The organism is Paenibacillus kyungheensis (assembly GCF_028606985.1).
Classification (GTDB): Bacteria; Bacillota; Bacilli; order Paenibacillales; family Paenibacillaceae; genus Saccharibacillus; species Saccharibacillus kyungheensis.
In genome coordinates this window covers 1643085-1657167 of the sequence record NZ_CP117416.1, presented here as the reverse complement: position 1 = coordinate 1657167, position 14083 = coordinate 1643085, and the positions used below count along the sequence as shown (strand labels likewise).

The 14083-nt window shown below is 40.8% G+C and carries 14 protein-coding genes; 3 read left to right on the top strand and 11 right to left on the bottom strand.

The genetic code is table 11. The features are described 5' to 3' along the window. Window positions 1-27 precede the first annotated feature (27 nt). The 5 genes from PQ456_RS07250 to PQ456_RS07230 form a co-directional block, all read right to left on the bottom strand. On the bottom strand, window positions 28-375 hold the full coding sequence (locus tag PQ456_RS07250) for a YlbF/YmcA family competence regulator (RefSeq protein ID WP_204824841.1): 348 nt from the start codon (window positions 373-375) through the stop codon (window positions 28-30). A 132-nt stretch (window positions 376-507) separates the two neighbouring features. Beyond that, entirely contained in the window at window positions 508-1194 is a 687-nt protein-coding gene (locus tag PQ456_RS07245) for an HAD family hydrolase (RefSeq protein WP_273615520.1), read from the bottom strand. A 96-nt stretch (window positions 1195-1290) separates the two neighbouring features. Further along, window positions 1291-2679: a hemolysin family protein gene (locus tag PQ456_RS07240; protein ID WP_273615519.1), complete on the bottom strand. Its 1389-nt coding sequence runs from the start codon at window positions 2677-2679 to the stop codon at window positions 1291-1293. Window positions 2680-2742: 63 nt separating this feature from the next. Then, a complete protein-coding gene (gene yfkAB / locus PQ456_RS07235) occupies window positions 2743-3876 on the bottom strand; it encodes a radical SAM/CxCxxxxC motif protein YfkAB (RefSeq protein ID WP_273615518.1) in 1134 nt (377 codons plus the stop codon). Between the two features lie 98 nt (window positions 3877-3974). Beyond that, a complete protein-coding gene (locus tag PQ456_RS07230; RefSeq protein ID WP_273615517.1) occupies window positions 3975-5417 on the bottom strand; it encodes a bifunctional metallophosphatase/5'-nucleotidase in 1443 nt (480 codons plus the stop codon). A 110-nt stretch (window positions 5418-5527) separates the two neighbouring features. Between PQ456_RS07230 and PQ456_RS07225 the strand changes: the two genes are divergently transcribed. From PQ456_RS07225 to PQ456_RS07215, 3 genes are all read left to right on the top strand, one after another. After that, window positions 5528-6259 (top strand): molybdenum cofactor biosynthesis protein, encoded by a 732-nt coding sequence (locus PQ456_RS07225; protein ID WP_273615516.1) that lies wholly within the window; start codon window positions 5528-5530, stop codon window positions 6257-6259. A gap of 87 nt (window positions 6260-6346) precedes the next feature. Next, the gene (locus tag PQ456_RS07220) at window positions 6347-7393 is read left to right on the top strand and encodes an HD-GYP domain-containing protein (RefSeq protein ID WP_273615515.1); all 1047 of its coding nucleotides are present in this window, start codon (window positions 6347-6349) and stop codon (window positions 7391-7393) included. Window positions 7394-7482: 89 nt separating this feature from the next. Beyond that, window positions 7483-8184 (top strand): 3'-5' exonuclease, encoded by a 702-nt coding sequence (locus PQ456_RS07215; protein ID WP_273616272.1) that lies wholly within the window; start codon window positions 7483-7485, stop codon window positions 8182-8184. A gap of 68 nt (window positions 8185-8252) precedes the next feature. On the opposite strand, the gene PQ456_RS07210 is transcribed toward PQ456_RS07215, so the two are convergent. From PQ456_RS07210 to sufC, 6 genes are all read right to left on the bottom strand, one after another. Beyond that, a complete protein-coding gene (locus PQ456_RS07210; RefSeq protein ID WP_273615514.1) occupies window positions 8253-8579 on the bottom strand; it encodes an MmcQ/YjbR family DNA-binding protein in 327 nt (108 codons plus the stop codon). 101 nt (window positions 8580-8680) lie between these two features. Next, window positions 8681-10078, bottom strand: a complete 1398-nt coding sequence (gene sufB / locus PQ456_RS07205) for a Fe-S cluster assembly protein SufB (RefSeq protein ID WP_204824849.1) — start codon at window positions 10076-10078, stop codon at window positions 8681-8683. Between the two features lie 33 nt (window positions 10079-10111). Beyond that, window positions 10112-10537: a Fe-S cluster assembly sulfur transfer protein SufU gene (sufU, locus tag PQ456_RS07200; protein WP_273615513.1), complete on the bottom strand. Its 426-nt coding sequence runs from the start codon at window positions 10535-10537 to the stop codon at window positions 10112-10114. Beyond that, the gene (locus tag PQ456_RS07195; RefSeq protein WP_273615512.1) at window positions 10527-11747 is read right to left on the bottom strand and encodes a cysteine desulfurase; all 1221 of its coding nucleotides are present in this window, start codon (window positions 11745-11747) and stop codon (window positions 10527-10529) included. The genes sufU and PQ456_RS07195 overlap by 11 nt, the downstream gene beginning before the upstream one ends. Continuing rightward, window positions 11744-13045 carry a Fe-S cluster assembly protein SufD gene (gene sufD / locus PQ456_RS07190; protein ID WP_273615511.1) on the bottom strand — a complete coding sequence of 434 codons (1302 nt, stop codon included), beginning with the start codon at window positions 13043-13045 and terminating at the stop codon, window positions 11744-11746. Before sufD ends, PQ456_RS07195 begins: the two co-directional genes overlap by 4 nt. A 29-nt stretch (window positions 13046-13074) precedes the next feature. Next, window positions 13075-13857, bottom strand: coding sequence for a Fe-S cluster assembly ATPase SufC (sufC, locus tag PQ456_RS07185; protein ID WP_069326962.1), 783 nt, complete (start codon window positions 13855-13857; stop codon window positions 13075-13077). Window positions 13858-14083: the final 226 nt, after the last annotated feature.

The following is a 14083-nucleotide window of genomic DNA, read 5'->3' as shown; positions in this document are numbered from 1 at the left end:
CCATGTATTAAAACAGATATTAACGAATTACGCGTTCTCGCCACCGTATAGATCGCTCAAACTTTCTGTAATAATTTTGTTGATATCTTCAATAATTACACTTAGACGTTGCTCTGCATCGAACAAGCGACGAATATTCAAGTTCAAGTTTAACACTTCAAATACTTTTTCCATTTGTTCCATTTCTTCTGGATTCGGCATATCTCCAGACATCATACGTTGTTGAACTTCCATTTGACGCGTACGGAAATCATCTAACATACGTTTGCTTTCTGGATCATTTTCAATCAGCTTCATTGCTGCTGTAATGTCTTCTACTTCTTTACTTTCGCGGATCGATTTCGATAGTTCGTTAGCTTTGTCATAAATATTCATTATTGTATCCCTGCTTTCTTTGATATCATTTTTATATTGTACCCAATCATTGGCGATTTGAACTTTTACTAGAGTAACTGATTTGTTAGCAGAAGTAAAATTAGACGAATCAAGCTTAGTGAATCCTAGTTATTATTCTGCTTGATCATACAATGTAATCAATTGATCAAAAGAAGTAATAATCACGTCTGAACCTTCCAACTCGGACGTATCTCCAAAGTCTGCATAATTACAGCCAATCACGACCTGACCGTTCTTTTTCCCTGCTTCTACGTCTGAAGAGCGGTCTCCCACCATCCATGCTTCGGTTATATGATGGTTGGTTAACAGTAATTGGACTAGATCGACTTTGGAAGCGGTATTGTATTCTCCTGCACTATACACACCCTCCATTAAAGGAGACAATTGATGAACTTCAGCCGCTCCTTTGACGTACCCTTCCAGACCATTACTTGCTACAAATAGACGTACACCTTGATCATGCAGATATTGCAATGTTTCGTTAACCTGTGGATACATCGCAGAGATTCCTGCTGCCATTTCATCTAGTTGTAGTTGCAATAACAGTTCATTTGCTCTTGCGACTGTAGGAGCACCTGCACCTGGAATTACACGTGCCCAGATATCTTCAAGCAACATGCCAAGACAGCTCAAAATGATCTCTTCCGGTGGTGTTTCCCCGTCATACAGACCTTCTTGCTTTAACATTTCAAACGTTTTGTGATAGGCAGGAATCAGTACGGTCTCGGTCTGAAAAAGAGTACCATCCATATCAAACATCATCGCTTGAGGCTTGCGTAACTTCGGTTGTTCATTCATTTCTGCGTAACTCCTATCTATGTATGATGGGCAGCATCACACTGCCCTTAAATCATGACGTATTGTATAGGTTATTCTGCATTAATATACAACTTTTTAATCGGAATCGTTTTTATCTTCTTCATCATCTGTAATCTCAGGAACAGGATAGATACGCACACGCATAATACGTAAACGCTCGGCTTCTGCCACTTCAAAAGTTACCCCATCAATTTCTACTTTACCGCCTGTTTCGGGAACACCTTCAAGCTCTTTAAACATCCATCCACCGATTGAATCGACTTCATCATCATCGATCTCAACACCGCTTAGTTCATTTACATCTTCAATCAACATTCGTCCATCGACCGAGATTGTATCTCCATCTCGCTCCATATCAGGGCGTTCATCTTCAAATTCGTCATATAATTCACCGACGATTTCTTCCAGAATTTCTTCCGCTGTTAATATTCCGGCTGTTCCACCATATTCATCGACAACCAGTGTTAACTGAGAATGGTTTTTTTGCATCATTTGTAATACATGACTAATTTCCATAGACTCAGGTACATTCAAAATAGGTCGTGCCAACGCAACCAGATCATACGGTTGGTTCACAGGCGATAATAATACATCTGTAATATGCACAAAACCGATAATACGGTCTTTATCTTCTACGGCTACAGGGTAACGTGAATGTTTGGTTTCATTGATAATCGCCAAATTTTCTTCTTTGGAAAAGTTCGTATACAAACAAGTCATATCTGTACGTGGCAACATGACTTCGCGTGCAAGTAAATCAGAGAACTCGAAAATATTGTTCATCAGTTCCATTTCGCCTTCATCAATCACACCGCTTTTGGCACTTTGATTCATCAAAATTCGAATCTCTTCTTCCGAGTGAGCTGCTTCTGCTTCATTGGCAGGCTCTATACCTACAGCACGTAACACAGCGTTCGCAGCTGCATTTAACACCCAGATAAACGGGAAGAATACACGATAAAAGAATAATAATGGTGCTGACAGCCATAACGATACTCCTTCTGTACGCTGAATAGCGAGCGACTTCGGAGCCAATTCACCGATAACAATATGTAGAAATGTAATTACAGCAAAACCTATAATGACAGAAATTGTGGTCACTAATGGAGATTCACCGAACCCTAATTTATACATAATTGGTTCGACAAGTAATTCCGAGATAGCAGGCTCACCAATCCAACCGAGTCCAAGAGATGCCAGCGTAATCCCGAATTGGGTAGCTGATAAGTAAGCATCCAGCTTCTTGTTGACCTTAAGCGCGTATCCTGCAAGCTTGTTGCCTTCACTCTCTAATTGTGTTAAGCGAGAATGACGTACTTTCACAAGTGAAAATTCAGCAGCCACAAAAAAGCCGTTTAAAAATACGAGCAGTAAAACCAAAGCCAAATTCAATACTAAAGTTCCTATCTCAAACTCCGAATGGCCCAACCAGAACGCCCCATTTCTTCCATAGTTAATCAGCATTCTGCGTTATGCTGTTGTCCTCTTTTTATGTCTGCAATCTGATAACGCAAAATGCTTATTGATTTACAAAATAGCTTTACGTGATTTGAAATCTGTATTTTTGTAATACATGTCTGCTACGAGCAAATTCGGTCCACAGCAAGCCGCCGCATCACAATGACAATTCACTGTTTGATTCAGTGGATGATTGTTGGTCCATTCGCTAAATACATCATCAAGCTGGCTATGAGACACATTGCCAAACGCTGGAATAGCCGCAAAATCTGTAACAAATACATCCCCTGTAAACATATTAACGTTGACCCGATTACGTCCATCTGGATCATTACGAACAGTTACATTACGCTCACGATGCAGACGGTTAATCAACTTGCGATCTTCAGCATCAGAGTTACAAGCGAAGAATGGTAATGTGCCAAATAACATCCACATGTCTTGATCTCGATGATCTAACAAATCATGAATCGCTGTACGGAACTCAGCTAGTGAGACTACAGGCAAATTCGCTGCAAAATCGGCTGCATACATCGGGTGTACTTCATGACGTCTACAACCCATTTCTTTGATCAATCGATGAATCTCAGGTAATTTGTGATGGGTACGATAATTAATCATCGTTTCCGCCGAAATAAACATCCCAGCTTTGCTCAAAAGTTGAGAGTTTTCAATCATTTTATCGTACATTTTAACAGCGACTTCACGAGGAACAGGATGTCCACTGTTCGCAAAACCCACTTCATGGAAATCATCTACAGATGTATAGTTAAATGAAATATGCATCACATCTAAGTACGGTAATAATTTCTCATAACGCCCGATATCTAATGTTAAATTAGAATTAATCTGTGAACGAATACCACGCTCACGCGCATATTTAAGCAAAGGAACGATGACTTCATCCACCGTTTTTTTGCGGAAAGTCGGTTCACCACCAGTAATACTGATTGTCTGAAGATGTTCCACTTCATCTAATCGCTTCAACATCAAAGGCAAAGGAATCATATCCGGTTCACGCATCACCAGTGAATCTCCAACTGCACAATGCTCACAGCGCATATTGCATAGATTGGTAACTGTCATCTCCACGCTGGTTAGCGTATTGCGTCCAAATTTGCGAAGTGATAGCAAAGGGTCCCACGGATCGTAACTTGGGGATAACTCTTTAAGAGGCCATTCACTTCTTTGTATTACTGTCATTTGCTTTCACCTTATTTCATGTATTAACCTTAAATCATGTATTGCATAACGTTCTTTGACTCATTAAATATGCAAAATATGACGCAAGATCTCATTTATCATACCATAAACCATCGTTTTTCGGCAGACGCTAACGCTGCTCCTGGTGTCTGCAACTGCATTCGTAACAGATCGCGGATAAATTCAGGCAGAATATATTTCACTTCATGACTTTCACTAAGAGACATATAGCCGATGCCAAATGTGAACATATCCAGACAACCTACGCTGTATTCTTGTTCATCTTTCAGCTCTTGATCCCCTAAGCGAATAGCTGTAATACGATCATAAGCAGGTCGAGATAGATCATACGAGATATCTATTCCATCTACACATAGACAACCAAGCACTTTGCCTCGGAATCCAAATCCCATAATCGTTTTGTGCGTAAATTCAGGCAAAAGCGATTGTTCTAACGCTAACTTGATATTTTTTCCTTGAAGCAACGTAATACATGGATTTACCGGAGATGGGCATAGACGATGAAGCAGACCTTCTGTGACTTCGCCTGCGGGCAGATCGGCTAACAGTTGACCTGCATTCACAATCGACAATTCTGCTCCTGTAAATTGACGTACAGCCTGTGCAAGCAAATTACCAAATGGAGACTCTTGTTCATAATGAATTTCAAGTGGCGCTTCTAACATTGCTACCGTACGATTCATTCGTTCTTCTGCACGTTGGCGATGAATCACAATCGCATTTTCTATCGACGCATCCCGTTCCATATATTCGGTGATCGGAATTAAGCCACCATCCAGTAGATGAGCACGTGCTCCCTGTGTATCTTTTTTCCAGACCATTTCTCCGATATATTGACCGAACTTGCCTGCGGCTCCAAGTACTGTAGAACCAATCCAGAGCGGACGATCTAACACATGATGGCTATGTCCTCCTAGAATCACATCAATCTCAGGCAACTGCTCAGCAAGCTTCTGATCGGTAGGTAATCCCAGATGAGATAAGACAACCAGTAAATCCACTTCATCACGTAACTTTGCTACCCATGGTGCTAGACTGGCTATTGGATCACTGACATTCCATCCTAGCAATTCGTAATAATCGCTATATTGCGCTGTAGCCCCGATTAGACCTATTTTCCATGTTCCTTTTTGAATAATCCGATGAGTTTCCATCCACACAGGTGGAACACCGCTCTCCATCTCTTCTACATTACTACAAATAATCGGACAGCTAATTCCTGCATATGCTTGATTAAGCAGTTCAGGCGTGTAGGTCAGACCTTCATTGTTCCCGATCGTAATCGCATCATAACCGGTCATATTAATAATATCGATATTGGCTCCACCGGCAGACCCTTCTGTCTCAATCGACATACGATCCATATGATCACCGATATCCAATACCAATAGCTGCTCTTCACCCAAACGTTGCTTGCGTTCTGCGATGATCGCTGCAATTGCACCCATATTTTCAAAATGACTATGAATATCATTGGTGTGTAATAGTGTTAATGTATCTTCCACTTCATTTATGTTCATAAATAGTATGTCCTCCTGCATCCGTTCCCTTTGATTGGGGTTATATAATATACATATGAACTTATGATATATTAAAGAGATCGAAAAAGCACATGGAGGCGTTAAATATCATGCAACAATATACCGTTCGACTATTTGCAGGTCTTGCTGAGCGCGTTGGCCAATCGCAAGTTATTATAGAAACTCCATCCTCTGAAGAACTTACAGTCGCACAATTGAAAGAACTTTTGTCTAAACAATATCCAGAAGCAAAAATAATGATCGAAGCTGCCTTCGCTGCTGTTAACCAAGAGTACGCTTTAGCCGATAATAGGATTAAGCCTGTGGATGAAATTGCTTTGATTCCTCCTGTATCCGGTGGATCAGGAATAGACACTACTACTTCACAGACAACGGACGGTTTATATCTCATTACCAGTGAACGATTACAAGCTGAAGATGTGATCGCTAAAGTGATTGATCCTAATCATGGAGCAACGTTAACATTTATCGGAACCACTCGTGAAATGACAGGTGCGATGCAGACCGTTCATTTAGAATATGAAGCTTATATACCGATGGCACTTCATCAATTGCAAAAAATTGGAGATCATATTGCAACAACATGGACAGGAACACGTTGTGCGATCAGCCATCGTATAGGAACAGTAGGTATAGCGGAGACCAGTGTGATTATCGCTGTTTCTTCGGCTCATCGTAATGATGCTTACGAAGCTAGTCGATTTGCGATTGAACGTCTTAAAGAAACTGTACCTATTTGGAAAAAAGAGATCTGGGCAGATGGTTCAGAGTGGAAAGGTGTTCAAACAGGTCCTTGGAACCCCACCGAGCCAAAATCTTGAGCTAAATGAACTGATTTCAACATTGATCCTGCTTTTTTTTCCTGATATGATACATTTACAATTTGTTTAATAAACGGGGTGCCCACATTGAGAGTGCATGTTACCGATTTGAAGCCGGGAGATACGCTTCTTAGAGATACATTCAATACATTCGGCATTCATATTATGCAAAAGGGCCATACTCTTCAGCGGGAAGATATTGCTAAGCTGCTACAGCATGGTGTGGATGATGTCGACATTGAAGAAGTTTTCTCAGAACCTGCCGATATTAGCCAATCTTTATCTAGCCATCCTCTTCAAGATGCAAAAGTTCAATTTAATAGCGCTCTACAAGGGTTTGAAGATTTATTTCTAAACGCAGCCGCTCGCGGAGAGTTCGATGGTAGTCAGGTAGATGCCAAATTACAACCTTTACTTACAGAGTTACAAGAACAAAAAGATGTCGTATCTGTACTACTTTTTCTAAACGATGACAACAACTATACGTATACTCATTCACTACAAGTAGGGATGCTCTCTTATTACCTTGCAACATGGATGGGATATACCGAACAAGAAGCGTATCAAGCAGGTAGAGCAGGTTATTTACATGATGTTGGCAAATCCAAAATACCCAGTCATATTTTGAATAAGCCCGGACGTTTGACTACAGAAGAATTTGAAGAAATGAAGCGTCATACGATTTATGGTCACGATATTATTATGCAGTCTACAGGTGACAAGATCAGTGCCATGGTAGCTTTACAACATCACGAGCGCACAGATGGCAAAGGATACCCTAATGGACTGAGTCTAGATGAGATACATCCGTTATCACGTATTACGGCTGTAGCGGATGTGTACAGCGCTATGACGACAGCCAGAGTCTATCAGACCAAGCAAGAGCTATTACGTGTTCTAAAGGAATTGCATAGAATGAGCTTTGGTCAACTGCATGCGGAGACCACTCAGACGTTTATCCGTAATATGCTACCTAACTTTATCGGCAAACAAGTATTGCTTAGTTCTGGAGAAGTCGGTCAGATTATTATGACCAATCCTTCTAACTTCTTCCGTCCACTTATTAAAACGGACAAAGGATTTACAGACCTGGCGATGCAATCGAATTTGGATATTGAAGAGATCTTTATGTAAGTGGTTACTAGGTAATTAATAGATTTCAATGTACATGAAATAGACAAACAGACGTAACTGGCGGCGATCTTTCGTTGTCAGTTATTTTTGTGGTTTGTGGACATTACCTTATACTTAACAATATAAGAACTGCCACTCAGAATAGAAAGGAGTATCATCATATGGATTTTGTAACTGTTGACTTTGAGACTGCCAATTCTAGCCGATCCAGTGCATGTTCGATCGGGATTGTAGAAGTATCGCAAGGAAAAATCGTGTTTGAACAAGAATGGCTCATTAATCCTAATCAACATTTTGACCCAATGAATATCAGTATTCATAAGATTACGCCAGCGATGGTTAAAGGTCAGCCGACTTTTCAAGAATTGTGGCCGACACTGTTACCTTTTTTTGAAAATAAATCAATCGTGGCGCACAATGCTTCATTCGATATGAGTGTATTACGATATTGTCTGGATCATGCGCTACTGGATTATCCTGCTTTTGATTATTACTGCACGTATCTATTTAGCAAAAAAATACTATCACATCTGCCTTCTCATAAATTGAATGTGATCTCCAATCATTATGATATTACGTTTAACCACCATGATGCGCTAGAAGATGCACGCGCAACAGCCAATGTGTTGTTAAAGTTGTTAGAACAAGAACAGCATATCAGCCCTGCCGAACTTGCCAAAGCACATGGCTATCAGATTGGTCAGATGTATGCTGGTGGGTATAAATCCTTCTCTGCTTCGTCTGCAAAAAGTAAAAAGAAATTCGGATTCCGCCCTAACTCAAGAAAATAAGGATAGTTCTTTTCTCAGATACGAACTATGTACTTTACGTGTATAGATAAAGACTGCACAACAGTCTATTATTTTGTCATTTCATAACTGGTACTGATTAAGTGCTTCAAGTCTGTTGCCGAAATAGAACCGTCCAATATTACCGAGTTCCAATGGTCTTTGTTGAGATGATAAGCAGGCACGATAGACTCATATTCTTCTCGCCATTGTTCGACCATACCAGGTTCACATTTCACATTGATCCAGATATGATCTTCTCTCTCAAAAATCCATGCGAATGTTTTTTTGTTATGTTGGTGTCGGATTAACGTCCAATTGGCATCTTTGAATGGATGATCTTCATATACATTGTTGTATGCCATACAGTAATCTATTGCTTCTTGTTTGCTTTTCATAAGTGATCATTCCTTTAAATTTATAAAAAAACGGGGCAGAATTGGGGCAATCCCCCTTTTCTGTCCCGCTTTTAATGTAAAATTCCTTGCTATAAAAGGAATTAACCGATAGAACCTTCCATCTCAAATTTAATGAGACGATTCATTTCTACTGCATATTCCATAGGCAATTCTCTTGTAAATGGCTCGATAAAGCCCATAACGATCATTTGTGTTGCTTCATCTTCACTTAGACCACGACTCATCAAGTAGAAGAGTTGATCTTCAGATACTTTAGATACGGTCGCTTCATGCTCAAGAGTGATGTTATCGTTCTTGATCTCATTGTACGGAATCGTATCTGAAGTGGATTGGTTATCCAGAATCAGCGTATCACATTTGATATTGGATTTAGAACCTTCGGAGTTACGTCCGAATGATGCTAGACCACGATACGTTACTTTACCACCATGTTTACTGATCGATTTAGACACAATTGTAGATGTTGTATCCGGTGCAAGGTGAATCATTTTTGCGCCAGCATCTTGATGTTGTGCTTTACCTGCAACAGCGATAGACAATACCATACCTTTAGCGCCGCGTCCTTTAAGAACAACCGCAGGATATTTCATTGTCAATTTGGAACCGATGTTACCATCTACCCATTCCATTGTTGCATTTTCTTCAGCAACTGCACGTTTGGTTACCAAATTGTAGATGTTTGGAGCCCAGTTCTGAATCGTTGTATAACGTACACGAGCATCTTTTTTACATACGATCTCAACAACAGCACTATGCAATGAGTTCGTGCTGTAGATTGGCGCTGTACAGCCTTCTACATAGTGAACCATACTGCCTTCGTCTGCGATGATTAGCGTACGCTCAAATTGACCCATGTTCTCGGAGTTAATACGGAAGTATGCTTGTAAAGGCACTTCACATTGTACACCCTTCGGTACATAGATAAAGCTTCCGCCTGACCATACTGCACTGTTCAATGCTGCAAATTTGTTATCTGTTGTAGGGATAACGGTAGCAAAGTATTCGCGCAAAATTTCTGGATGTTCTTTCAAAGCTGTATCTGTATCCATAAAGATAACGCCTTGATCTTCCAATTCTTTTTGCATGCTGTGATATACAACTTCAGATTCGTACTGAGCGGATACACCAGCCAAGAATTTTTGCTCTGCTTCAGGAATACCTAATTTATCAAAAGTTTCTTTGATTTCTGTCGGTACTTCTTCCCAAGTCTTACCTTGTCCTTCAGATGCTTTAACATAGTACTGGATATCGTTGAAATCCAAGTCACTGATGTCGCCGCCCCAATCAGGCATAGGCATTTTTTCGAATTGTTCCAAAGCTTTCAAGCGGAATTCTAACATCCATTCCGGCTCATCTTTCATGCGAGAGATTTCCATTACGATCTCTTTGTTCAGTCCTTTACCGGATTGAAAAATAGACTTGTGATCATCACGGAAACCATATTTATATTCTTCCATTTCTGGTGCTGTTTTAGCCATTTGTGTAGCCTCCCCATCTAATTTGTGAAGATTTTAGTTGTCTTCTGTGGCAATTCCCTTGCGTAGGGCATTCCAGGCCAACGTAGCACACTTGATGCGAGCAGGGAATTTATTTACTCCAGATAGGGCTTCGATCTCTTCGTATTCTTCAAATTCCACATCTTCGCCCTTCATGAGAGCAGAGAAGCGGTCTGCAAGTTCAAGTGCTTCTTCATAAGTTCTGCCTTTTACAGCTTCTGTCATCATTGAAGCGGAAGCCATACTGATTGAACAACCGTCTCCAGAAAATTTGGCATCTTTCACTTTGTTATCTTCCACCAAAAGTTGTAGAGATATTCGGTCACCACAGGTTGGGTTGTTCAGTTCAACCGTCATCGCTCCGTCTTCAAAAGCACCGCGGTTACGTTGATTTTTGTAGTGATCCATAATCACACGGCGGTAGAGATCATCAAGTTTCATCGCCAAAATACTCCTTCGTCTGAACCAACGCATCGATCAAACGATCTACGTCTTGTTCATTATTATACAGGTAAAAGCTTGCGCGTGCCGTAGAACTTGCTCCAAGCCATCTCATTAATGGCTGACAGCAATGATGTCCAGCACGAATAGCTACCCCGAACGTATCAAGTACAGTTGCAAGATCATGAGGATGAACACCATCCAGATTGAACGTTACAATACCGACTTTACGCTTAGCAGGTCCATAAATCGTCAAACCTTCGATCTGAGACATACGTTCCATCGCATAATTCGCAAGATGCGCTTCATGCTTTTCGATTTCATCCATTCCAATTTCAGTCAGGAAATCAATCGCTGCTCCCAGTCCAACTGCTCCAGAGATAATCGGCGTACCGCCTTCAAATCTCCACGGAGCGTCTTTCCAGTCAGATTCGTACAATCCCACATCATTAATCATCTCACCACCGAATTCGATCGGTTCCATTTGAGCAAGCAATTGACGCTTACCATATAGAGCTCCGAATCCAGTAGGCCCACACATTTTATGACTGGAAAATGCGTAAAAATCACAATCCAGATCTTGTACATCGACTTTCATATGCGGTGTACTTTGTGCACCATCTACGACCATAATCGCACCATGACGGTGAGCAATCTCAGCAATTTCTTTGACTGGATTGACTACACCAAGCACGTTAGATACATAGACGACCGAGACAATCTTTGTTTTGCTGTTAATTACTTTTTCCACATCAGCCAGATCAATATTACCATCTGGTTGTAGCGGAATATATTGAAGTGTTGCTCCTGTTGCCTTGGCTAATTGTTGCCATGGAATCAGATTACTATGATGTTCCATCGGTGTAATCACGATTTCGTCCCCTGGTTGTAGACGAGGACGACCATAAGAAGAAGCCACTAGATTGAGTGCTGTTGTTGTACCACGCGTAAAGATAATTTCTTCACTGCGTCCTGCATTAATAAAGCGAGCAATCTTTTCACGAGCACCTTCATAAGCGTCAGTCGCCCGTGTTCCCAGTGTATGAACGCCGCGGTGTACATTGGAGTTATCGTGCTCATAATAATGATTGAGCGCATCCAGTACAACCTGTGGCTTCTGAGAGGTTGCTGCATTATCTAGATAGACAAGCGGATGTCCGTTTACTTCCTGATGTAAAATCGGAAACTGCTCGCGGATAGCTGAGTTCACTGACCTAGCTTCCTTTCAACCAGTTCCTGCAAACGAGTCTGCAAACGTTCCAAAGGAATATCCGATACGACTGGAGCCAGGAAACCGTAGATAATCAGTCGCTCTGCTTCTGGACGAGTAATACCACGCGACATCAAGTAATGAACTTGTTCAGGGTTAACCTGACCTACAGATGCTGCGTGTCCTGCCATAACATCATCTTCGTCGATCAAAAGAATCGGGTTCGCGTCACCGCGAGCTTTTGGACTCAACATCAATACTTTTTCAGTCTGCTCACCATTCGAACGAGTTGCACCATGTTCGATTTTGGTAATACCATTAATGATAGCATTCGCAGATTCGCGCATGACAGCACGAGTGATCATTTGGCTTGTTGTATCTTTACCAAAATGAACCGCTTTGGTTGTATAGTTCAAACGTTGAGAACCAGAACCTACAGCAATGATTTTGGCATCAGAAGTTGAACCATTTCCTTTAAGCACTGTTGCTGTATCTGTAACTGTATTGCCATCGTTCATTTCACCGATGATCCATTCAATAGAAGCATCATTTTCAGTGATTGCGCGACGGTAACTCATATCTGTCGTACTGCCACCGAATTGGTGAACTGTTGCATAGCGAACTTTAGCGCCTGCTTTAGCAACAATTTCAACTACACCGTTATGGACACGAACATCGTCTCCTGCGGAAATATAGTTATCTACATACGTTACAGAACTGTTTGTATCAGCGACAACTAGAATACGAGGTGCAAAAGTAGCACCAGCATTTTCAGTTAAAAAGATCGCTTGTACAGGAATATTAACTTCTACGTTTTTAGGAACATACAAGAATGCTCCACCATTCCACATTGCTGCATTAAGAGCTGTCAATTGATGCTCGTCAGGTGCAACGACTGTTGTTAGATAAGGCTTCACCAACTCTTCGTGTTCACGAGCAGCTGTTTCCAAATCTGTAAAAATAACACCTTGTGCTTTCAATTCATCAGATAAACTGGAGAAAATCGCACCTGAATCTTTTTGTACAATCAGGTTATCGGATTCATTGCCTTCAACCAGTGCACTGATCAATGTAGGCAACTCTTCTAATGTTGATACTTTAACAGGTGCCTGATAAGTTCCATAATCCGAAAGATCCCATTTGTCGATCTTGGTTTTTTCCGGCTTAGGAAGTTCAAGTTTGGAAGCAAGTTCAAGTGCTTTCAAACGGTTCTCAGTCAACCATGCTGGTTCGTTCTTTTGTTGAGATAATGATTTAAGAGCTTCCAGATTTAATGGAAGTATCGTTTGCAATGTCATGTTATTAGCTCCTCCTTCCGTACAGTGTTTTACGCTTCTTGACCTACAGTTTCGTCTGTAATACCAAGTTCTTCTTTAACCCAATCGTAACCTTCTGCTTCAAGACGAGCAGCTAATTCAGGGCCACCGGACTTCACGATACGACCTTGCATCATTACGTGTACATAGTCAGGAGTAATATAATCAAGTAGACGTTGATAGTGAGTAATGATTAAGAATCCACGATCTTCATTACGCATTTTGTTTACGCCGTTTGCTACAATTTTAAGAGCATCAATATCAAGACCAGAGTCAATTTCATCTAAGATAACTAATTTTGGCTCAAGCAATAACATTTGCAAAATTTCGTTACGTTTTTTCTCACCACCGGAGAAACCTTCGTTCAAGTAACGGTGTGCGAATTCAGCATTCATGTCTAACTCTTTCATGCTTCCTTCCATTTGACGGATAAATTTGATCAATGAAATCTCTTTACCTTCTTCACGACGTGCATTGATCGCACTACGCAAAAAGTCAGAGTTTGTTACGCCTGTGATTTCACTTGGATATTGCATCGCCAAGAACAGACCTGCACGAGCACGCTCATCTACTTCCATTTCCAACACATCTTCACCATCTAAAGTGACTGTTCCTTCAGTTACTTCATATTTAGGATGTCCCATCAAAGCAGATGCTAGTGTACTTTTACCTGTACCGTTAGGTCCCATGATTGCGTGGATTTCTCCACCTTTCATTGAAAGGTTAATCCCTTTAAGGATTTCCTTATTGTCGATTGTTGCTTTCAAACCTTCAATGACGAAATTCGTTGCCATAATAGTTTTGACCTCCAGTGAAATAAGTAGTTTGGTTGGATCTATATCTGTCAACAGAGAGTATAGTGACACAACTTCTCTGATGTACGAAACATAAAAAGACATTTAGATAAAGTCTAAGAATAAATCTCTCTTAGAACCATTCTAAACTGATTCTCAACGATTCTCAAGTTATTTTATAATAAATTTGAAGTAGTCGCAATGAAACGGGTAATCTTACACCATG

Coding starts and splice junctions, on each gene's coding strand:
- PQ456_RS07250 (WP_204824841.1), bottom strand. CDS start 375: ATGAATATTTATGACAAAGCTAACGAACTATCGAAATCGATCCGCGAA.
- PQ456_RS07245 (WP_273615520.1), bottom strand. CDS start 1,194: ATGAATGAACAACCGAAGTTACGCAAGCCTCAAGCGATGATGTTTGAT.
- PQ456_RS07240 (WP_273615519.1), bottom strand. CDS start 2,679: ATGCTGATTAACTATGGAAGAAATGGGGCGTTCTGGTTGGGCCATTCG.
- yfkAB (WP_273615518.1), bottom strand. CDS start 3,876: ATGACAGTAATACAAAGAAGTGAATGGCCTCTTAAAGAGTTATCCCCA.
- PQ456_RS07230 (WP_273615517.1), bottom strand. CDS start 5,417: ATGAACATAAATGAAGTGGAAGATACATTAACACTATTACACACCAAT.
- PQ456_RS07225 (WP_273615516.1), top strand. CDS start 5,528: ATGCAACAATATACCGTTCGACTATTTGCAGGTCTTGCTGAGCGCGTT.
- PQ456_RS07210 (WP_273615514.1), bottom strand. CDS start 8,579: ATGAAAAGCAAACAAGAAGCAATAGATTACTGTATGGCATACAACAAT.
- sufB (WP_204824849.1), bottom strand. CDS start 10,078: ATGGCTAAAACAGCACCAGAAATGGAAGAATATAAATATGGTTTCCGT.
- sufU (WP_273615513.1), bottom strand. CDS start 10,537: ATGAAACTTGATGATCTCTACCGCCGTGTGATTATGGATCACTACAAA.
- sufD (WP_273615511.1), bottom strand. CDS start 13,045: ATGACATTGCAAACGATACTTCCATTAAATCTGGAAGCTCTTAAATCA.
- sufC (WP_069326962.1), bottom strand. CDS start 13,857: ATGGCAACGAATTTCGTCATTGAAGGTTTGAAAGCAACAATCGACAAT.